At 70.4% G+C, this 19868-nt stretch carries 20 protein-coding genes and 1 pseudogene; 4 read left to right on the top strand and 17 right to left on the bottom strand.

The window, feature by feature from the left end; genetic code table 11:
- Nucleotides 1-22: 22 nt before the first annotated feature.
- From ABZX79_RS30455 to ABZX79_RS30430, 6 genes are all read right to left on the bottom strand, one after another.
- A complete protein-coding gene (locus ABZX79_RS30455; protein ID WP_355264754.1) occupies nucleotides 23-1099 on the bottom strand; it encodes a 2-aminoethylphosphonate ABC transporter substrate-binding protein in 1077 nt (358 codons plus the stop codon).
- Between the two features lie 39 nt (nucleotides 1100-1138).
- A complete protein-coding gene (locus ABZX79_RS30450) occupies nucleotides 1139-1936 on the bottom strand; it encodes an ABC transporter permease subunit (RefSeq protein WP_355264751.1) in 798 nt (265 codons plus the stop codon).
- Nucleotides 1923-2918, bottom strand: coding sequence for a 2-aminoethylphosphonate ABC transporter permease subunit (locus ABZX79_RS30445; RefSeq protein WP_355264921.1), 996 nt, complete (start codon nucleotides 2916-2918; stop codon nucleotides 1923-1925). The genes ABZX79_RS30450 and ABZX79_RS30445 overlap by 14 nt, the downstream gene beginning before the upstream one ends.
- A 577-nt stretch (nucleotides 2919-3495) precedes the next feature.
- Nucleotides 3496-4566, bottom strand: a complete 1071-nt coding sequence (locus tag ABZX79_RS30440) for an ABC transporter ATP-binding protein (protein ID WP_355264748.1) — start codon at nucleotides 4564-4566, stop codon at nucleotides 3496-3498.
- Entirely contained in the window at nucleotides 4563-5261 is a 699-nt protein-coding gene (locus ABZX79_RS30435; protein WP_355264745.1) for a phosphonatase-like hydrolase, read from the bottom strand. Before ABZX79_RS30435 ends, ABZX79_RS30440 begins: the two co-directional genes overlap by 4 nt.
- Before the next feature lie 7 nt (nucleotides 5262-5268).
- On the bottom strand, nucleotides 5269-6390 hold the full coding sequence (locus ABZX79_RS30430) for a TIGR03364 family FAD-dependent oxidoreductase (protein WP_355264742.1): 1122 nt from the start codon (nucleotides 6388-6390) through the stop codon (nucleotides 5269-5271).
- Between the two features lie 157 nt (nucleotides 6391-6547).
- Here ABZX79_RS30430 and ABZX79_RS30425 point away from each other — a divergent pair, with 157 nt between their 5' ends.
- Nucleotides 6548-7498: an alpha/beta hydrolase gene (locus ABZX79_RS30425; protein ID WP_355264739.1), complete on the top strand. Its 951-nt coding sequence runs from the start codon at nucleotides 6548-6550 to the stop codon at nucleotides 7496-7498.
- Here ABZX79_RS30425 and ABZX79_RS30420 read toward each other — a convergent pair.
- From ABZX79_RS30420 to ABZX79_RS30405, 4 genes are all read right to left on the bottom strand, one after another.
- Entirely contained in the window at nucleotides 7470-8252 is a 783-nt protein-coding gene (locus ABZX79_RS30420; RefSeq protein ID WP_355264736.1) for a GntR family transcriptional regulator, read from the bottom strand. The genes ABZX79_RS30425 and ABZX79_RS30420 overlap by 29 nt on opposite strands.
- Nucleotides 8253-8314: 62 nt before the next feature.
- Complete coding sequence (locus ABZX79_RS30415; RefSeq protein ID WP_355264918.1) at nucleotides 8315-9460, bottom strand: low temperature requirement protein A; 1146 nt, start codon at nucleotides 9458-9460, stop codon at nucleotides 8315-8317.
- Between the two features lie 74 nt (nucleotides 9461-9534).
- Nucleotides 9535-10485: a hypothetical protein gene (locus tag ABZX79_RS30410; RefSeq protein ID WP_355264733.1), complete on the bottom strand. Its 951-nt coding sequence runs from the start codon at nucleotides 10483-10485 to the stop codon at nucleotides 9535-9537.
- Between the two features lie 117 nt (nucleotides 10486-10602).
- A complete protein-coding gene (locus tag ABZX79_RS30405) occupies nucleotides 10603-11781 on the bottom strand; it encodes an ROK family transcriptional regulator (protein WP_355264730.1) in 1179 nt (392 codons plus the stop codon).
- 56 nt (nucleotides 11782-11837) lie between these two features.
- Here ABZX79_RS30405 and ABZX79_RS30400 point away from each other — a divergent pair, with 56 nt between their 5' ends.
- Nucleotides 11838-12953 carry a Gfo/Idh/MocA family oxidoreductase gene (locus tag ABZX79_RS30400; protein WP_355264727.1) on the top strand — a complete coding sequence of 372 codons (1116 nt, stop codon included), beginning with the start codon at nucleotides 11838-11840 and terminating at the stop codon, nucleotides 12951-12953.
- Complete coding sequence (locus ABZX79_RS30395; RefSeq protein WP_355264724.1) at nucleotides 12950-13432, top strand: heme-degrading domain-containing protein; 483 nt, start codon at nucleotides 12950-12952, stop codon at nucleotides 13430-13432. Before ABZX79_RS30400 ends, ABZX79_RS30395 begins: the two co-directional genes overlap by 4 nt.
- Nucleotides 13433-13558: 126 nt before the next feature.
- On the opposite strand, the gene ABZX79_RS30390 is transcribed toward ABZX79_RS30395, so the two are convergent.
- From ABZX79_RS30390 to ABZX79_RS30360, 7 genes and pseudogenes are all read right to left on the bottom strand, one after another.
- The gene (locus tag ABZX79_RS30390) at nucleotides 13559-14422 is read right to left on the bottom strand and encodes a fumarylacetoacetate hydrolase family protein (protein ID WP_355264721.1); all 864 of its coding nucleotides are present in this window, start codon (nucleotides 14420-14422) and stop codon (nucleotides 13559-13561) included.
- A gap of 122 nt (nucleotides 14423-14544) precedes the next feature.
- Nucleotides 14545-15312, bottom strand: coding sequence for a YidC/Oxa1 family membrane protein insertase (locus ABZX79_RS30385; RefSeq protein WP_355264718.1), 768 nt, complete (start codon nucleotides 15310-15312; stop codon nucleotides 14545-14547).
- A gap of 129 nt (nucleotides 15313-15441) precedes the next feature.
- Nucleotides 15442-15756 carry a DUF6412 domain-containing protein gene (locus tag ABZX79_RS30380; protein ID WP_355264715.1) on the bottom strand — a complete coding sequence of 105 codons (315 nt, stop codon included), beginning with the start codon at nucleotides 15754-15756 and terminating at the stop codon, nucleotides 15442-15444.
- Between the two features lie 162 nt (nucleotides 15757-15918).
- Nucleotides 15919-16386, bottom strand: a complete 468-nt coding sequence (locus tag ABZX79_RS30375) for a MarR family winged helix-turn-helix transcriptional regulator (protein WP_355264712.1) — start codon at nucleotides 16384-16386, stop codon at nucleotides 15919-15921.
- A 2-nt stretch (nucleotides 16387-16388) separates the two neighbouring features.
- Entirely contained in the window at nucleotides 16389-16856 is a 468-nt protein-coding gene (locus tag ABZX79_RS30370; protein ID WP_355264709.1) for a MarR family transcriptional regulator, read from the bottom strand.
- A 108-nt stretch (nucleotides 16857-16964) separates the two neighbouring features.
- Nucleotides 16965-17800, bottom strand: a pseudogene (locus ABZX79_RS30365) (transposase).
- A 62-nt stretch (nucleotides 17801-17862) separates the two neighbouring features.
- Nucleotides 17863-18648, bottom strand: a complete 786-nt coding sequence (locus ABZX79_RS30360; protein WP_355264916.1) for a class E sortase — start codon at nucleotides 18646-18648, stop codon at nucleotides 17863-17865.
- Between the two features lie 177 nt (nucleotides 18649-18825).
- On the opposite strand from ABZX79_RS30360, the gene ABZX79_RS30355 reads away from it, so the two are divergent.
- Nucleotides 18826-19842, top strand: a complete 1017-nt coding sequence (locus ABZX79_RS30355) for an SEC-C domain-containing protein (RefSeq protein WP_355264706.1) — start codon at nucleotides 18826-18828, stop codon at nucleotides 19840-19842.
- Nucleotides 19843-19868: the final 26 nt, after the last annotated feature.

Here is a 19868-nt window from a genome sequence, read left to right as displayed (position 1 = left end):
AGCTTGGCCGAATGGTTACTGATCAGCTTCCAGTTGCCGACTTCCAGGCGTCGATGTAGTCGTCGAGGTTGGTGCCGATGTCGTTCCAGTCCGGCTCGAAGATCTCAACTCCCTTGAGGAGGTTTGTGAGTTCGGTGGCGTTGGGGCCGGATGCCTTGACGTCCGTACGGGCCGGGAAGCCGCCGCCGATCTCGCTGACCTGCTGCTGCGCGCCCTCGGTGAGCATGAAGTCGAGGAGCTTCTTGCCGTTCGCGGTGTGTGGAGCCTTGTTGACGAGGCCGGCGGCGTACGGGAGGGCGAAGGTGGTGGGCTTGCCGCCCTCCTTCGCGGGGAACCAGATGCCCAGGTTCGGCATGGACTTGGACTGCGCGAAGTTCATCTGTACGTCGCCGTTCGCGACCAGGATCTCGCCCTTGTCGACCTTCGGCGCGAGCTTGGAGGTGGAGGAGGACGGGCCGACGTTGTTGGCCTGGAGCTTCTTCAGGTACTCCATCGCCGGTTCCTTGCCGCCGAAGTCGTGCATGGCCTTGATGACGACGGCGGTGCCGTCGCCCGCGACGCCGGGCGTGGAGTACTGAAGCTTGTTCTTGTAGGAGGAGTCGAGGAGGTCTTCCCAGGTCTGCGGCGCCTTCGCGCCCTTGAGCTCCTTGGTGTTCTGGATGAAGCCGAAGTAGTTGTTGACGACGGAGGTCCACTTGCCGTCGGCCGCCTTGTTGGCGGCGGCGACCTGGCCGGCGCCCTGGGGCTCGTACGCCGTCAGCAGCCCTTTCGCGTCGGCCTGCTGGATGAAGGGCGGCAGGGTGACCATGACGTCGGCCTGGGTGTTGGACTTCTCGCGGGCGGCGCGCTGCACCATCTCGCCGGAGCCGCCCTCGACGTACTTCACCTTGATGCCGGTCTTCTTCTCGAAGTCCTTGAAGACCTGGTCGTACCAGCCGTCGCCGTTCTCGCCCTTGAGGCCGTCGGCGCTGTAGACGGTGACGATCTTCTCGTCGGAGGCGGCGGACGAGCCGCCGCAGGCGGAGAGGGATGCGGCGAGCGCGAGGCTGCCGGTGGCGGCGGTGATCGGCTTGATGAGGTGACGGGCGTTACGGGCCATAGCGTTCGCATCTCCTTGAGGAGGGTCGTGACAGTCGTGTCAGCGGAAGGAAGCTCGGGTGCGGATGCGGGAGACCGCGAGCAGCACGAGCAGCGTCGTACCCATGAGGACCACGGCGACTGCCGAGCCGGTGAAGAGGGAGCCGCGGTCGGTGGCGGTGAAGATCTGCACCGGGAGCGGCATCCAGTCCGGCGGGTAGAGCATCATCGTGGCGCTCAGCTCGCCCATGGACAGGGCGAAGCAGAGGCCGGCGGCCGCGTTGAGGGACGGCAGCAGGAGCGGGAGCTTCACCTTCCACAGAACGTACGAGGGTCGGGCGCCGAGGGATGCGGCTGCCTGCTCGTACATCGGGTCCAGGCGCAGGATGGCGGCCGAAACCGACTGGTAGGCGAACGCCGTGACAAGAACGGTGTGCGCGAGGATCACGATCCCGCGCGTTCCGTTGAGCAGCATGGGCGGCTGCGAGAAGGCGACGAGGACGGCGAGTCCGACGACGACGGACGGCACGGCGACGGGCAGCATGAACAGCGCGTCGAGGACGCGCTTTCCGTTCTTCTTGAGCGCGGCGGCGGCGAGGGCGGCCCAGCTGCCGACGGTCAGCGCGAGAAGGCTGGCGGTGAGGGCGGTGACCAGGCTGGTGGTGAGTGCCTGGAGGGACTCGCCGCGTACGGCGGAGGTGTAGTGCCCGGCGGTCGGTCCTGAGGGGAAGGCGCCGGACCAGTTGGTGGAGAAGGACGCGGCGGCGATGACGAGGAGGGGCAGGGCGAAGAGCGGGACGAAGAGGACGAGGAAGACGCCCCAGGTCGCCCACTTTCCCGTACGGCTATGCACCAACACGACGGCTCACCACCCGGTAGAGGCTGTAGAGGCCCACGGAGATCGCGATGTTGACGACGGCGACGACGCAGGCGGCGGGGTAGTCGGATTCGAGGATCGCCTTGCTGTAGACGAGCATCGGGAGAGTCGTGACGCCCTTGGCTCCGGTGAAGAGGACGATGCCGAACTCGTTCAGGCACATGACGAGGACGAGGCTGCCGCCGGCGGCGAGAGCGGGGAGCGCTTCGGGGAGGATCACCCGCCGCACGATCCGGGCGGGCTTCGCACCCAGCGACGAGGCGACTTCGAGTTGGGCGGTGTCGAGCTGGGAGAAGGCGGCGAGGAGGGGCCGCATCACGAAGGGGGTGAAGTAGGTGATCTCGGCGAGGAGTACGCCCCACGGGGTGGTGAGGAAGTGGAAGGGCCCTTCGGCGGCGCCCGTGACGTCGGTCCAGACGCCGTTGGCCATCCCGACGGTGCCGTAGATGAACAGCAGCGCGAGGGTGATCAGGAAGGACGGGAAGGACAGAAACACGTCGATGAACTTCGAGACCGCCTTGCCGCCGGGGAAGGGCACGAAGGCGATGACGAGGGCGAGTACGAAGCCGAGGACGAGACACCCGACGGTGGACCCGACGGCCAGCCACACGGTGGTGGCCAGCGCGTCACGGAACGCCTCGGAGGCGAAGACCTCGGCGTACGGCTCGACGGAGGTGCCGCCGCCGTCGTCGGGCGAGAAGGACTGCTGGACGACGAGGGTGAGGGGGTAGAGAAAGAAGACCCCGAGCACGGCAACGGGAGGCAGCGCCCAGAGCCAACGGGGGGTGGCGCGGGTCGGCTGGGCCCGGGTTGGCTGGGCGCCGGGCTGCGGGGGGCCTTGGTCGGCAGGCTCCGTGCCCGAGGGCCCGGCCCGGGTCGGCTCGGCGCCGGGCCGCATGGGGCCCTGGCCGACAGGCTCCGTGCCCGAGGGCCCGGCCCGGGTCGGCTCGGCGCCGGGCCGCATGGGGCCCTGGCCGGCAAGCTCCGTGCCCGAGGGCCCAGCACCGGTCGGCTCGGCCCCGGGCCGCATGGGGCCGGACTGCCCCGCGCGCCGGCCGGATTCTCCGTCGCTCGGCCCGGCATGCGGGTTGAACCCGTGATCGCCGGGCTCTGTTTCGTCGGCCCGCGAGGGCCGTCCGAGGGTCTTCGCCCCGTTGGGCTTTTCGGTGCTCTGCCCGGAGGCCGGCTCGGCGGAACTTGCCGCGCCGGCCTGCCCGGCGGACTGTCCAGCGGCGGTCTCCGCCGCGCCCCGCGCGCCGTCCGCAGGCGCGGTGGGCCGGTCGGCCGCCCCTGGGGCGTCCTGCCCGGTGGCCTGCCCCCCGACGGGGGCGGTGGCGGTGAGCGGGTTCGGGTTCTGACTCTGGCTCTGGCTCTTCACGTCACGCGCCGGGTCGGGCACCGTGGGCCGGTCGTCGGCATCAGCTGCGGTCGCCGACGGCGTGGTGCCACCCACCAGGGGGCCCGCACTTTCCGCCTCTGCCGCACGGGGGGTGCGGGTGGGTATCCCCGCGCGGCCCGAGGCCCGCCGCACCCCATCCGCACTAGCCATCGGAAGCCACCCCCGCCCCCAGCAGCACCGCGTCCTCCGCAGCGAAATGCACCGTGACTTCCTCCCCCAGCGCCGGCGTCTCGCGCAGCTCGCGCAGGTCCGCCTTGAGGCGGTGGCCGGCCACGTCGACGTACAGCCGGTGCGTGGCGCCCCGCCACTGAACCTCCGCGATCGTGCCGCGCAAGGCGTTCGGTCCGTCCCCGAGGCCGACCAGGTGCGGGCGTACGCACAAGGTGGCCGTCGCACCGCCCGCCGCACCCCCGGTCGCGACCTTCAGCGGCGTACCGGCGAAGGAGACGCCCGCTCCGGTTCCGCCGACCGTGACCGGAAGCAGATTCGCGTTGCCGACGAACGACGCGGTGAACTCCGTCGTCGGCCTGCGGTACAGCTGCTGCGGCGTACCAACGTCCTGGAGCCGCGCCTTGTCCATGACGGCGATACGGTCCGCGAGGGTCAGCGCCTCGACCTGGTCATGGGTGACGTACAGGATCGAGACGTCGGGCAACTCACGGTGCAACCGAGCCAGTTCGGCCAGCATCCCGGACCTGAGTTGCGCGTCGAGCGCCGACAGCGGCTCGTCCAGCAGCAGCACACCGGGCCGGATGGCGAGCGCCCGCGCGATCGCGACGCGCTGCTGCTGGCCGCCGGACAGCTCGCGCGGATAGCGCTTGGCGTACGACGCCATGCCGGTCATGTCCAGCGCCTCGGCGACCCGCCCGGGAATCTCGCCCTTGTTCACCTTCTGCGCCTTCAGGCCGAAGGCGACGTTGTCCTCGACGCGCAGGTGCGGGAAGAGCGCGTACTGCTGGACGACCATGCCGATGCCGCGCCGGTACGGCGGCAGCCCGGTGACGTCGCGCTCCCCGATGAAGACCCGCCCGGAAGCCGGCCGCACGAACCCGGCGACGGCCCGCAGGGCAGTGGTCTTGCCGGACCCCGAAGGCCCGAGCAGCGCCATGACCTCACCCGGCTCGACGGTCAGGTCGAGCGAGTCGAGCACTGTGTTCTCACCGGGCCTGCCGTACGCGACCGAGACGTTGTCGAACCGGATGCCGCTCGTCATCGCCCCTCCCCGGCCAGCAGATCGGGCAGCTCCTCGACCGAGCCGAGGACGTGCGTCGCGCCGTGGGCGAGCAACTGCTCGCGGTCGTGCGCGCCGGTCAGGACGCCCGCGACGACGCTCGCGCCGGAGCGGGTGCCGCTGAGCATGTCGTACGACGTGTCGCCGGCGACCGCGATCTCCCGCACCCCGTCGGCGGCGCCCGTGCGCAGCAGCGCGGCGAGCACCATGTCCGGGTACGGCCGGCCCCGGCCACCCGCGTCGGCCGGGCAGAGCGTCAGCTCGACGAGCCCCTGCCAGCCGAGGGCGTCGAGGATCGCGTCCTGCGTGACGCGGGCGAATCCAGTCGTCAGGACCACGCGCCGGCCCTCAGCCCGCAGCTTCTCGATGGTCGCGCGGGCGCCGGGGACGGGCGCGATGTGCCCGGCGTCGACGAGGTTGCCGTACGCCTCCTCGAAGGCGGCGTTGGCCCGCTGGGCCTTGGCTTCGTCCCCGAAGAGGTGCCGGAAGACGGAGATCTTGGACTCGCCCATGGTGGCCCGTACGTATTCGAGCTTCGTGGCGTGATCGTCCGATCCCGGCTCGACACCGAGGCGCTCGGCGGCGGCGGAGAAGGCCTGCTCGACGAGTCCGCCGTCGGCGACGGTGGTGCCGGCCATGTCGAGGACGACGAGCTTGATCGCGTGTGTTTCATTCATCTTCGTTTCACCAGCCCAGTTCGTTCGCGGTTGTTTCGGCGATGGCCGGTGAGCACGTCATGCCACGCCCACCGGGACCGGTCACCAGCCACACGCCGTCGCGCACCTGCTGACGGTGTACGACGCGGCTCGTGTCGGTGCACTGCGCGTAAACACCCGCCCAGCGGTGCCGGATCTTGGGGAGCGGGCGGCCGAGGAAGGATTCGGCCACCCGGGCGACGTGTTCGTACGGCTCCTCCACGACGTCGAAGGCGAAAGGGTGCTCGTACTCGTGGGTGTCACCGATGGTCAGTCCGCCGTCGCGGCGCTGGACCATGAGCAGCTGCATCTTGTGCGCGGCGGCGGTCGGCTCCTGCGCCTGGGCGGCGTTGAGCGCGTCGAGGGCGTCGCTCGCGTAGGCGGGGTAGTAGCGGAAGCTGTCGGCGTCGGCGACGGAGGTGGTGAGGGCCTCGCCGAGGGGTTCGGTCTGCATCATCTGGAGGCGGACGCGGCGTACGGGCAGATCGGGGACGAGCTCCTTGACGAGCCCGCCGAGCCAGGCGCCCGTACAGAGGACGACTGCGTCACCGGTGTGTACGTCGCCGTGGTCGTCCCGGACGGCGTTCTCACCGATGACCTCACGGACTTCACGCCCGCCGATGAAGGTGTACCGACCTGACCTCAACAGTGCTTGCTTGAGGACCAGTTGGGCGGTGCGCGGCTCTACGGCTGCGTCACGCTCGCACCACAGGGCGGCTTGGAACGCACCGCGCAGGGCGGGGTTCGCGGCGCGGGCCTCGTCGGGCGTCAGGAGCTTGTAGCCGCGGGCGGCCGCGTCGGGCCGGTTCAGGGCGGCCTCGGCGACGGCCAGCTCCAGGTCGTTGCGTACGGGCGTCAGCGAGCCGATGGCCCGGAAGCCGAGCTCGGGGATGCGGGCCCCGATGCCCTCCCAGAGCTCGCGGGCGCGCAGGGCGGTTTCGAGCTCTTCACCGCCCGCGCGGCCGCTGACCCATATCTGGCCGAAGTTGCGGAGGCTGGCCCCGCGGGCTTCGGTCTCGCGCTCGATCTGGACGACCTCGTGGCCGCGTTCCACTGCGTGCCAGGCGTGCATGGTTCCCACGACGCCGGCTCCAACGACTATGACTCTCACGGCGGTCACGCTCCTGGGGGCGGGTGACCCGGATGGATCCGCACGGCGACGGCACGGTGAACAGCGACCCAAGGATGGCCTAGACCCGTTATGTTGCTGTTATCTGCGCTGGGAAAGTCTGTTGCTCTGCCTGAACGACGCTGACAGGGTCTCGGCCATGCCAACCTTCTCCGCGTACGACGGAACCAAGCTCGCCTACCACGTGTGCGGAGACGGCCCTCCCGGCCCTCCCGGCCCTCCTGTGGTCTGCCTGCCCGGAGGGCCGATGCAGGCCTCCGCATACCTGGGCGGCCTCGGCGGCCTTTCCGCGCACCGGCAGTTGATCATGCTGGACCTTCGGGGCACCGGCGAGTCAGCGACCCCGGAGGACCCCGACTCGTACCGCTGCGATCGGCTCGTCGACGACGTGGAGGCCCTGCGCGAGCACCTCGGCCTCGACCGGATGGACCTGCTCGCGCATTCCGCCGGCGCGAATCTGGCGGCGCTGTACGTGGGCCGCCACCCTGAACGCGTCAGCAAGCTCGCGCTGATCACGCCCAGTACGCGGGCCGTCGGCATCGAGATCACCGGAGACGTCCGGCGCGCGACCGCCCAGCTCCGCCAGGACGAACCGTGGTTCGCCGCGGCGTTCGCGGCCTTGGAGGCGATTGTCGCCGGCCGGGCGACGGACGACTGCTGGCAGGCCGTCGCGCCGTTCTTCTACGGCCGCTGGGACGAGGTGGCCCAAGCCCATCAGGCCGCCGAGGACGGGCAGACGAACAAGGAGGCCGCGACCGCCTTCGCCGCCGAAGGCGCTTTCGCGCCGGAAGCCACGCGCACAGCGCTCGCACTGTTCCGGCAGCCGGTGCTCCTGCTCGCCGGTGAGGTCGACTTGGGAGCCCCTCCTCGCGCGATGGCCGAGTTCACCGAACTGTTCCCGAACGCCGAACTCGTCATTCAGCCCGGAGCCGGACACTTCCCGTGGCTGGACGATGCCGACCGGTTCGTGGCGGCCACCGCGGCGTTCCTGGTACGAGAGGGAATCGGCGGCGGATGCGAGCAACCGGACGGGCCCACGGCCTCACGCCTGACGCCTACACCTAACCCCGGTCGCCGAGCCGCACCGTAAAGCTGAAACGGTCCCCCCGGAAAAGCGTCCGCACCCGCTCCAGCGGCCGGCCCTCCACGTCCCGCGAGAGCCGGTGGATCAGCAGCATGGGAAGCGCCGGCGGAGTACCGATGAGGAGCGCCTCGCGAGGAGTCGCCAGGACCGTCTCGATGCGCTCGTCGGCGTCGCCGAAGGACACGCCGACATGATCACGAAGGTACGAGTAGAACGAGGAGTCCGGCTCGAAGTCGGCGTCCAGGCGCGGGATGCGGGAGACGGCGACGTACGTACTCTCCAGCCCCACGCGCTCGTCGTCCGCGAGCAGCACCCGCTCCAGATGCCAGACCGGATCGCCGGTCTCCACTCCCACGTCGGCGGCGAGGGCCGCCGGACAGGGGAAGCGGTCGAGGCCGATGAGGTGACGTCCGGGCCGGCGGTTCTGACGGCGTACGCCCTCGGTGTAGCTGGCCAGGGCGAGTGGCTGTTCGAGCTTGGGACCGGCGACAACGGTGCCGCGCCCCTGACGCCGCAGGCGCCCTTCCAGCAGCAGCTCGCGCAGCGCCTGGCGCACCGTCTCGCGCGAGACTTCGTACCGTACGGCGAGATCCCGCTCGGTCGGCAGCAGCCCGCCCTCGCCCAATTCGCTGATCAGCGCGGCGATATGGGCCTTTACGGCGTAGTACTTGGGAACGCGGCCGTGCTCCGGGATGCCGGAGCGGATCGGCGCGCCGGGGTCCTGGTCGTGCGCGTACGGGTAGTCCTTCGGGTAGTCCACGGAGTGGATGTTCGCAGACGATGTTGAACGCCGGCTGCGGGCGGCGGCTGGATCAGCGTGGATCAGCGCGTTCCCCGGCTGCCTTGGGTGACGGAGAGGTAGACGCCGACGGCGACCGTGCAGGCGGCGACCAGTCCGGCCAGCGGTACGGCCCAGTGCCCGGCGAAGCTGGTGGGGAGTACGAGCAGCGCGCCGACGAGCAGGACCATGTGCTGGGCGGTGCCTCGTTTGAAGTGGCGGGCGTGCACGAGCCACACCGTGAGCATGAAGAGGGCTGTGGGAACGGTGACGGCGAGGGAGGCCGCGAGCGTGGAGATGTGGGCGTGGTGCGTCGCCTGTTCGACCGCCACCTCGATGCCGGCGCCGATCGCGGCGGCGGAGCCGAAGATCAGGTAGTGGCCGTAGCCCCAGAAGAACGCCTGCCGGTTGGAGCGGAGGTACGCGTGAATGGGCACGGCGAAGTAGATCCAGAAGGCGGCGAAGACGATGACCAGCCCGCCGGCCGCGATCGGCAGCAGTTCGTCCAGCGCCGCTGATTCGTCCAGGGCCGACTGTACGGCCACGGTGGCGGCGGCAATGGTTTCGCCGAGCATGATGATGGTGAACAGGCCGTAGCGTTCGGCGATGTGATGCGGATGCCAGGGAGTCTCGTGGCGGCTCTCGGCAAAGACCGGCACGGCGAGCTCGGCGGCGGCCAGCAGCAGGAAGCCCCACGTCCAGGCGGCGTCGGGCAGCAACAGCAGCACCACCCAGCCCGCCTGCACCACCACGAGTCCGGCGGCGAAGCGCAGCGCTGTTGCTCTCGCGGCGCCGGTCTCGCCGTGCGCGGCCCGCAGCCACTGGAGGGTGAGCGCGACGCGCATGATCAGGTAGCCGAAGATCGCGACCCCGTAATCGGCGTGGTCGAAGGCGCGTGGGACTCCGGCGGCCAGGACGAGGACGCCGGAGATCTGCACCAGCGTGGCGAGTCGGTACGGAACGTCGTCGCAGTCGTAGGCGGACGCGAACCAGGTGAAGTTGACCCAGGCCCAATAGATCGCGAAGAAGACGAACAGGTAGCCGGTGATCCCGTGCCCGGTATCGCCCTCGGCCACGGCGTGCACCAGCCGCGCGCCGGCCTGGGCCACGGCCACGACGAAGCAGAGGTCGAAGAACAGCTCCAGCGGGGTGGCCGCCCGGTGCGGCTCGTCACGGCGGCGAGCCGTCATCCGCACCAGCGGAACGACGGCTCGGCCGTGACCGGCACCGGTGGGGTCGGGGGTGGAGGCGGGGGAATTCACTGTCACTGTCGCCGTCGCATCGCCGTCGCTGCCTCCCGGAGGCGCCGGGATCCGGCCATGAGCGCCGCGCCCGCGAGGAGAAGCGCGCCGGCGGTGGCCCCGAGCGTGAGCAGGTTGCCAGGGGTACGGCCGGTCATGGCCAGGCGATCGGGGCGCTCGGCGATGGGCGGCGTACCGTCGTCGTCGCCGGCGTCGGGGCTGGAGCTGGAGCTGGCGTCAGGATCGGAATCGCGCTCGGAATCGCGCTCCGGATCGGAATCGGGGTCGGGGTCGTGGCCGGCACTGCGGCCGGTGACCGTGAAGCGGTAGTCGTTGGACTCGCCGACCCACTCCCCGTCGTCACCGTGCCGTTGTACGACGGCGGCGTTGGCGACGACATCGGTGGACCGGGCCCCCGAGGCGAAGGCGAGCCGTACTTTCACGGTGACGGTCTTGCCCGCGGCGACCGTGAATCCGGCGAACCCGTCGCCGAATACGCCGATGTGCTCGTCCGCGTCGGTCTTCTCGAAGCGGACCGAGCGCCAGCGCTGAGCACCGTCGTCGTAGAACTCGAACCGAGCCTGGGCCTCGGCCTTGTCGGACGTGGGTTCGCGGTCGGGGTCGTCGTTGACCATGACGATGACCGGGTGGATGTTGTGGCAGCTCTCGCCGGTCGCGTTGGTGAGCTCGAGGTACCAGTTCCCGAAGCCGCCGCCGGCCTCGTACGTATCCGGGCCGCCGCGCAAGCGGGTGCGAAGGGGGAAATCCGAGGAGTCGGGATCACCGCACGAGGGCTCTTGGTCCGCGCCGGGGACAGGCGCCTTGGCTACGGGCGTCTTGGCTACCGGCGTCTTGGCTACCGGCGCCTTCGCGACGGCCGGCCGGGGAGGCGACGCAGCGTCGGCGAGCGTCGCCGGAGCCATCGTGACTGCCGCGACTCCGAGGGCGATGGCGGGGGCACTGCGCAGTCGCATGGGAGGGCCTTTGCAGATCGCGGAGCGGTCGGGGTCATCCGGTCATGCCCTCATGACCCTGCCAGGAGCACAGCTCCCCACCGCGCACGCCACGACCGCGAGCGGTCATACAGTCCGCTAAATCCCCCCAACGGCCGAGTCGGCACTGCCAGTACCAGTCCCACTACCAGTCCCATTACCAGGAAACGCCACATCCGCATGCCCGAAGAGCGGCGCGAGGACCAACTGCGCGGCCCCGTCGGCGACTCCGCGCCCATCGCCTCCTGCCGCGGCGACCGGCACGGCAGGCGCTCTGCCCTCGCGCCGGGCGAGTTCACTGAGCACCTCCCCCACACCTCGTACGAAAACCCCTTCATGAGCGGCGATGACACGGCCGCCGAGCAGCACGTGGTCGATGTCGAGCAGGCCGACGAGGTTGGCGGCCCCGGCCCCGAGCACCCGCGCTGCCTCGGCGAGGTCGCCGCGGGCGACGGCGGCCAGGCACAACGCCTCAATGCAGCCGCGACCACCACAGCCGCAGACGGGCCCGTCCAGCTGCAGCGTCTGGTGCCCGAACTCACCCGCCCCGGTGCGCGCGCCGCGATAGAGCGCCCCGCCGAGCACAAGTCCGGAGCCGAGCCCCGTACCGAGATGGAGGTACGCGAACGACCCCCCGACGGGACGGGCCCGAAGAGCCAGTCCGAGGGCGGCGGCGTTCGTATCCTTGTCCACGATCACCGGCAGCCCGAGCCGCTCGCTCAGCACGTCCCGCAACGCGAACCCGTCCCACTGCGGAAACCCGGTGACGCGATGCAACACCCCCCGCCCGTGATCAAGCGGCCCGGGCGCGGCCACCCCGACCCCGAGCAGCGCCTGCCGCGCCAAGGGCCGGGACTGGTGAGGGCCCAGTGCGGTGATCTCGCGGGACGCCGCTTCCAGCACCACCTCCGCACCCGCCCCGAAGTCCAGCGGCGACCTCCGCACGGCGACCGTCGTGCCCGCCAGGTCCACCAGGACCGCCGTCAGCTCGTCGCGGTCCAGATGCAGCCCCACCGCGTACCCGGCGTCCGGCACCAGCCGCAGCACCGTGCGCGGCTTGCCGCCCGTCGACGCGCGCCGGCCGGCCTCCACCACCAGACCTTCGGCCCGCAGCCGTGCCGTGATCTTGCTGACGGCCTGTGGCGTGAGGCTGGTGCGCTCGGCGAGCTCCAGGCGGCTGATGCCCGCCTCGCCCGCCGTACGCAGCAGGTCGAGGACCAGCGCCGCGTTGTGGCTGCGCAGCGCCGGCAGGTTCGCGCCCGTATTGCTCCTGTTCACGGACCCATTGTCCACTGCGCTTGCACTTTGGCAACAGCGTTGCTTAAGTGGGAGCCATGACTGGCACCGGCACCGGCACCGACACTCGCGCCAACCCACACGCCCCGCTGCGCGTAGGACTCGTGGGCTACGGCCTCGCGGGCTCCGTCTTCCACGCCCCGCTCATCGCCGCGACCGAGGGCCTCGTTCTCGATACGGTCGCCACCTCGAACCCGGAGCGGCAGGAGCAGGCCCGCGCCCAGTTCCCCGGCGTCCGGCTCGCGGCCTCGCCCGACGAGCTGTGGGCGCGCACGGACGAGCTGGACCTGATCGTGATCGCATCCCCGAACAAGACCCACGTCCCGATCGCCACCGCCGCCATCAAGGCGGGCCTGCCGGTCGTCGTGGACAAGCCGGTCGCCGGCACCGCCGCCGAAGCGCGTGAGCTGGCCGCGCTCGCGGAGGACCGCGGCGTCCTCCTCTCCGTCTTCCAGAACCGCCGCTGGGACAACGACTTCCTGACTCTCCAGCAGCTGATCGCCTCCGGCGAGCTCGGCGACGTACAGCGCTTCGAGTCACGCTTCGAGCGGTGGCGCCCGCAGCTCAAGGGCGGCTGGCGGGAGTCGGGCGACCCGGCGGAGATCGGCGGGCTGCTGTACGACCTGGGTAGCCATGTCGTCGACCAGGCGCTGGTGCTGTTCGGCCCGGCGGTCCGGGTGTACGCCGAGTCCGATGTACGCCGCCCCGGCGCCGAGGCGGACGACGACACGTTCATCGCGATCACGCACGCGAACGGCGTGCGCTCGCACCTCTACATGAGCGCCACCACCGCCCAGCTCGGCCCGCGCTTTCGGGTGCTCGGTTCGCGCGCGGGCTATGTGAAGTACGGCCTGGACCCGCAGGAGACGGCGCTGCGCGAGGGCAGGCGGCCCGGGGCGGACGGGAACTGGGGCGAGGAGCCGGAGGCGGATTGGGGGCGCATCGGCGCGGGCGAGTCCCCGGCGACGGGCGGCGGCAGCCCGGTCCCGACGCTGCCGGGAGACTACCCGGCGTACTACGCGGCCGTAGCCACCGCCGTACGCGCGGGCACCGCTCCCCCGGTCACCGCGGCGCAGGCGGCAGCGGCACTCGACGTACTGGAGGCGGCGCGCCGCTCGGCCCGCGAGGGCGTAACGGTGGAGGTCCAGTCATGACGTCCACGCCCACCGAACTGCTCACCGATCTGCTGACCGAACTGGTCGCCCAGGAACGCCGGCTGGTCCTCCCGCGCTTCACCCACGAGGACGCGTGGGCCCTCGGCAGCCTCCTCGTCGACCTGGCGCGCGAGCGCGACGCACCGGTGGCGATCGACATCCGACGGGGCGCGCAGCAGCTCTTCCACTGCGCGCTGCCGGGGTCGAGCGCGGACAACGACGCGTGGATCGACCGCAAGCGCCGGGTCGTGGAACGGTACGCGGAGAGCTCGTACCTGGTCGGCACCCGCTTTCGAGCCAAGGGGACGACGTTCGAGGACTCGTCCCGCCTGGACCCGGACGTGTACGCGGCGCACGGCGGCGCGTTCCCGATCGCGGTGGAGGGCGCGGGCGTGATCGGCACGGTCACGGTCTCCGGCCTCCCGCAGGCGGAAGACCACGCGCTGGTGGTGGAGGCCCTGGAGCGCTTCAGCTCCTGAGCCAGAGGCCGGGCCCCCGGACGCCCCACGGGCGTTTCCTCAAACGCCGGACGGGCTGAGTTCTGCGGCCAGGGCCGCAGAACTCAGCGCCTGTCCGGCGCTGTCCAGCCCGGCAAGGGCCGCCGCCTACGCGTCCTTCAGCTCCTGGCGCTGTCGCCCCAGCCCCTCAACCTCAAGCTCAACAACATCCCCAGACCGGAGATACGGTTTCGGCTCCGCCTGCCCCATGGCCACACCCGCCGGCGTACCCGTGTTGATGACATCACCCGGATACAGCGTCATGAACTGGCTGACGTACCGCACGACTTCCCCCACCGAGAAGATCTGATCGGCAGTAGTGCCGTCCTGCTTCAGCTCGCCGTTCACCCACAGCTTCAGACCCAGCGCCTGAGGATCCGGTACCTCGTCCGCCGTCACCAGCCACGGGCCCAGCGGGTTGAACGTCTCGCAGTTCTTGCCCTTGTCCCAGGTGCCGCCGCGCTCGATCTGGAACTCGCGCTCGGAGACGTCGTGCGCGACCGCGTACCCCGCGACATGCGCGAGCCCGTCCTCGGCAGAGTCCAGGTAGCGGGCGGTACGGCCAATGACCACAGCCAGCTCGACTTCCCAGTCGGTCTTCGTGCTGCCGCGCGGTACGAGAACCGTGTCGTCAGGGCCGACGACCGTGTCCGGAGCCTTGAAGAAGATGATCGGCTCGGCGGGTATCGCCGCCCCCGTCTCGGCCGCGTGATCGTGATAATTCAGTCCAATACACACGATCTTGCCGATACGTCCGAGCGGCGGCCCGACCCGAAGCGTCCCGGCCTCGTCGTCGATCACCGGCAGCTCACCACTCGCCGCAGCCACGCGAACCCGGCCGAGCGCCGCCTCGTCGGCGAGCAGGTCACCGTCGATGTCCGTGACGAGGCCCGACAGATCCCGGAGCGTCCCGTCCTGGTCGAGCAGTGCCGGACGTTCGGCACCCGCCGTTCCCACACGCAGCAGCTTCATGGTCAGTCTCCTCTGGTCGAGAGTCACGTTCGGCCCCGGCCGATGGGTGCGGCCATCGGAGGATTGGCTGATCCTCCAAGGTCCGGTTCCAGTCCGCAAGACCCCGTTCACGGACTGGACCGTTACGCGGCAGTAGCAACCGCACTCCCACCAGCCGGAATGTCCCGGTACAGCCACGCCCGCTCGACCGCACTCCACGTGGTGCTGGTGACGACGTACAACGCGGCAGCCAACGGCACCACGGCCACCGTGATGAGCGTCGCGAACGACATCAGCGGCATCACCTTCACCATCGCCCCCATCGCCCCGGCCCCCGGCAGCTGCACTCCGTCCGGGCCCGCGACCGGCATGCCGGGGGAGGCCGCCATCTGCTGCTTCGTACGCCGGTAACTGAACGTGGCCACCGCCGCTACGACCGCGAAGAGCGCGACGTACAACAGCCCCTGCGCCCCGAAGACCCCGCCGTCCGCCAGCGCGTCGGTCCAGCGATCGCCGAGCGGGCTCGCGAAGAGGTTGTGCGTCAGGAGTTCGTTGGCTTCGCCTCCGATCTGCTGGTTCGAGAAGAGGTGGTACATCAGGAAGAACGCCGGCAGCTGGAACAGGCTGGGCAGACAGCCCGAAAGCGGCGAGACCTTCTCCTTGGCGTGCAATTCCAAGATCGCCTTCTGCAGGCGCTCCGGGTTCTTGCCGTGCTTCTTGCGCAGCTCGGCGACCTGCGGCGCGAGCTTGGTGCGGGCCTTCTGGCCGCGGGCCGTCGCCCGCGACAGGGGATGGATGGCGAGTCGTACACACGCGGTGAACAGGACGATCGCGGCGGCTGCGGCGGAAGCGTGGAAGAACGGTTCGAGCAGATCCGCGAGGTGTGCGACCAGGCTGGCGAAAACGGACATGGTGAGCCCTCCGAGGGGTCTCGTCGTGCCGGAAGAGAGACAGATCGGCATTGACGACCCACGAGGGGCGGTGCGTACGCGGGTACGCGAACTACGCGGCGTACTCCAATGAAGCGGCGGTGCGCGCCCCTACGCGGTGGTCGTCAGGAGACGACGACCCGGCGCCCGGGGCCTGGTCCGCCCGCGCGCATCAGGATCACGCTGGGGCAGGAACGCGGTGCGTATCTCCCGGTCCCGTATCGCCGTACGCACCCGTGTGCGCGGCACGGCGGGAACGGAGCGCGCCGCGACGAGCGCGCAGGCCGCGAGGGCGGACCCGGCGGCGGCGGTGGCGGCGAGAGCGACGGCGGCGGAGAAGCTGCCGTTGTCGATGAGGAGGACCTCGGTCACGAGGAAGAGGACAAGACCGACCGTGCGCAACAACCGCGCCGAACAACTGATCATGATCCCCTCCTTCCCAACGACCGACTCTCAGACGAAGACGATGCTACTGCCCGGCACTGACAACGCCCCCGGCCGGTTCCTCTTCCTTCACGCCCGTAGTGACTGACGCACAACGCGGCCACTAAAAGCGTCCGCCAGTAGGGGGCTGGCAATTGGTGGCGACTACTGCTCGGCGCCGGCCAGTTCGGCGTTGGCCCGGGCGGTGACGAGGGTCAGTACGCGGGCGGCGGCCGCCAGGTCCTCGGCGGGGATGTCGCGGTACAGGCGGGCGGCGATCTCGGCGCCGGCGGCGCGGATCTCCCCGCTCAGCGTCCGGCCCGCATCCGTGAGCCGCAGGCGGGACTCCTCGGCGGGCAGGGACTCCAGCAGACCCGAGGCGGTCAGCTCGGCGATCGTCTCCAGTGCCGCCGACTCGTCGATCTTCAGGCGCTCGATCATCTGGGTGACCAGCTGGTCGCGGTCGACGGCATCGCCGCTGCCCGTGACGGCGCCCAGCGCCAGCGACTGCTGGAATGTGGTGCCGCTACGGGCCAGCACGCGCTCCAGGACGGCGCGCGAGGCGTAATGGGCCAGGCCGACGACCTGGCCGTTGACGGCGGGAGCGGGGGTGGCAGGGGCGGTGGTGGACATGACTACTCCTTGGTCGAAGGGTCGAGTGGTACGTCGAGCAGGGCCGCCAGCTCACGGGCGAACACCTTGGTGCGTGCGCCGTCCAGGCCGCCCGTGGGCGCCAGCAGCTGGTCCATCCGCTGCTGGACGATCTCGATCGCTCGTTGGGTGACCTCGCGGCCCTGGTCGGTGAGCGACAGCCGGACCGCCCGCGTGTCGGCGGGGTCAGGGGTGCGCGCGACGAGACCGGCGGCCTCCAGGGCGCGGGCCAGCTTCGAGACGTAGAGCGGTTCGAGGCCGGTGTGGTCAGCGAGTTGGCGTTGGCTGGGCTGCTGCCGGGCCTGCTGCATGCCGAGCAGTGAGGCCAACAGCGAGTACTGGGCGTGGGTCAGGCCCAGCGGGCCGATGGCCCGGTCGACCGCCACCCGCCACTTCATGGAGAGACGCCAGACCAGGAAGCCTGGCGTGGGATTGGGATGTGCTCCGCTCATGGCAGATACAGTACATAGATATTAAGTACATGGCTACTATCGCGACGGTCAGGAACGAGGCCGCGACGGAAGTACCGGATGTTCTCGCTTAGGGCGTCCGCCCGTAGGTCATCGGATTCGGGGACTTCGAGGGCGATGTCCCAGCGGTAGAGGGTCCAGGAGAACTCGACGGGGGCTCTTCGTCGCTCGGTGCAGCGGCGGAGCTTGCCGAAGTTGTTCATCCAGGAGTTCGTGCGCTCGACCACCCAGCGTCCGCCGGCCTGGATCGAGGCCTTCGCGCCGCGCTCGGCGATCCTGCCGATGATCCGCCTGGTGTCGAGATCTTGGTGGACCATGCTGTAGTCGTAGCCGGCGTCCAGACTCAGACACAGCTGCTCGGGCAGCGGCCCCAGAGCCGCTTCCAGGTCGGCGAAGCGGTCGAGGGTGGCGGGCAGCAGGGTGTGGTCGCGGGCGTTGGCCGGCGCCGAGTCGGTGACCAGCGGTATGCCGTAGCCGTCCGTCAACTCCGAGCGTTTCATGCCCAGTTTGGCCCGGTCGACAGGGCTCTTGCCTGCGCAGTCTCCGCCGGATGGCGCCTTGGCGATGCAGCCGTCGGCGGACAGCTGGTCGAGTTCGAGGCCAATCATCTGGTCGTAGCAGGCGAGCACGCGCAGACGCAGGCTCTCCATGACCCCAGTGGCGATCCACTCGTCGCGGCGGCGGCGCAGGGTGGTGGCGGGCCACAGGTGGTCGGCCACCCGCTCGTATCCGCAGCCGTAGACCAGGACCTGCACCAGGCGGTCGAAGACCACCCCGTCACTGATGCGCGGGTTGTGGCAACCCCACGGAGGCCGCTCCTCGCGAGCGGGAAGCAGTGCGAGGAACTGGTCGCGGATCGGGTCGAGAATGCATGAGGGACGGCGGGCACGGACCCCCCGGTGATCATGAAGCGTAGAGAACTCCATGATCGGGCGAATCGTGCCTGCCCTGTTACTGCCGCTCAGCTCCGCACCTACTGGCGGGCCCTCTAAGTTCCAAGGACCTGGCGCGGTCGCATCGATGCCAACTTTCCCCAGACCACCAGCCGGTACTTGGAGGTGTACTCGGGCGTACAGGTCGTGAGCGTCAGGTAGTAGCCGGGAGCGGTGTAGCCGATGTCCGTGCGCACATTGCTCCGGGGCACCTTCGCGATCACCCCCCTGTCGCGCGCGGAAGTCTGGGCGAGCCCCTTATCCACGACGTACGTAAAGACAGCGTCCCGCGTCTCGACCGTCACCTCGTCCCCGGCGCGCAGCCGGTTGATGTAGCGGAACGGCTCCCCGTGCGTATTGCGATGTCCGGCCAGCGCGAAGTTCCCGGCGCGGCCAGGCTGCGCGGTCTGCGGATAATGCCCGACGTACCCCTTGTCGAGTACGCCGCCCTTGCTGACGCCCTGCGCGACGGGCGCGGTCACGCCGAGGCGCGGGATGCGGAGGATGGCGTACGCCTGATCCCAGCGGGGAGGCGACGGCGTACGGTCGCCGGCACGCGCCCGGGGCGTATCGCCACCACCCCCACCCCCCTCAGGCACCTCACCATCACCGGAGGTCCCGCCATCCGGCGGCACCTCCTCCGACGGCACCTCGGGCGGCGTCGGAGGAGCCGCCTCCCCCCTGCTCCCCTCCCACTGCCTCTCCAGCGCCTGGACCTTCCGCTCGGCGCCGTCCCGGGCCTGCCGGTTGGTCCACCACAGCTGATGTACGACGAGGAGCAGCACGACGACTCCGAACGTCACCGCGGCCTCCGCACCCACCCACAGCCCGCGCGCGGCCACCGCACGCCCCCGGGAGGCGCCCTGCACCACCACCGGAATCCGCCTCTGCTCCCGCTCCCACACGGCGGGCACGATAGGCCTTCCCCCGACAACTCTCCAGAGCCGCGTCCGTCACGTCCGTGCTCCGCCGCCCCGGGCTCTCTCACCCGCACCCCGTACAGCAGTACGGTGTGGTGCATGCGCCCCGACACGCCTGCCGATCACGCCGATCACACCGCCGAAGCCGAGCGCCTGCTGCGTACCGCGGCGCAGTATCCCGAGGACCAGGAGCCGCTGTACCTCCAGGCCGCGGCCCACCTGGAGCTGTCCGGCGACCGCGCCCGCGCGGCGACGCTGTACGACCACCTCCTGGCGAAGGCCCCGGACAACCCACCCCTGGTGAAGGCCCTGAAGGCGGCCAACCTGTGGGAGTACGGCCACGAGGCGGAGGCCCGCGCGATCATCGACGGCATCCGCGCCGCGGCCCCGCGCGAGGCGGCACCGTGGGAGATCATCGCGGAGGCCCTGGAATCCCACGACGAGCTCCACGCCGCCCACGACACGTTCAACACCGCACTGACGCTCCTCACGGACCCGTCGGAGGAGATCCCGTACGGAGCCCGGTCCCTCGTGACCGGCCGCCACCGCGTACGCCGCATGCTGGGTCTGCCGCACGACGAGTGGGACATGGTGGCGGACACCATGCACGCCGGCCCCATCCCCCTGGACGAGCTGCACGACCCGAAGCGGCTGTGGGCGCTGGGCTCGGACAACCCGGCGGAACTCCAGGCCGAGATCGCCCGCCTGCGCGCCGAGCTGGGCACGTACCGCACCGCGCTCTCCCGCCCGTTCCCGGTGGCGATGCTGCACTGGCCGGAGGACGAACTGCGCGAACTCCTGACGGCGTACCCGGCCCTGACGACGGACTACCCCACCCACGCGGCCCACCTCACCGCGATCGAGTCGTCGCTCCGCGACCTGTCCTCAACAGGAACCCAGAACCTGGGCATCGTAAGAGGCACAGTCCCCTCCTACGAGGCATTCGCAGCCTCAGAATCAGCGTCCCCCGGCGACGCCTCCCTCCTCCCCCAGTACGCCACAACCCTGGCAGCCCGAGGCCGAGCAACCCCCTGGCCCCCACCCCGCAACGCCCCGTGCTGGTGCGGCTCTTCGGTCCCGTACCGCGACTGCCACGGCACCCCCAACCTCCCATAAGCCTCCCCGCAGTGATCGATGCCCTA

This window comes from Streptomyces sp. NPDC002994, from assembly GCF_040611155.1.
Classification (GTDB): domain Bacteria; phylum Actinomycetota; class Actinomycetes; order Streptomycetales; family Streptomycetaceae; genus Streptomyces.
Note: the sequence above shows the minus strand (reverse complement) of the source record. Positions and strands in the feature narration are given on the sequence as shown.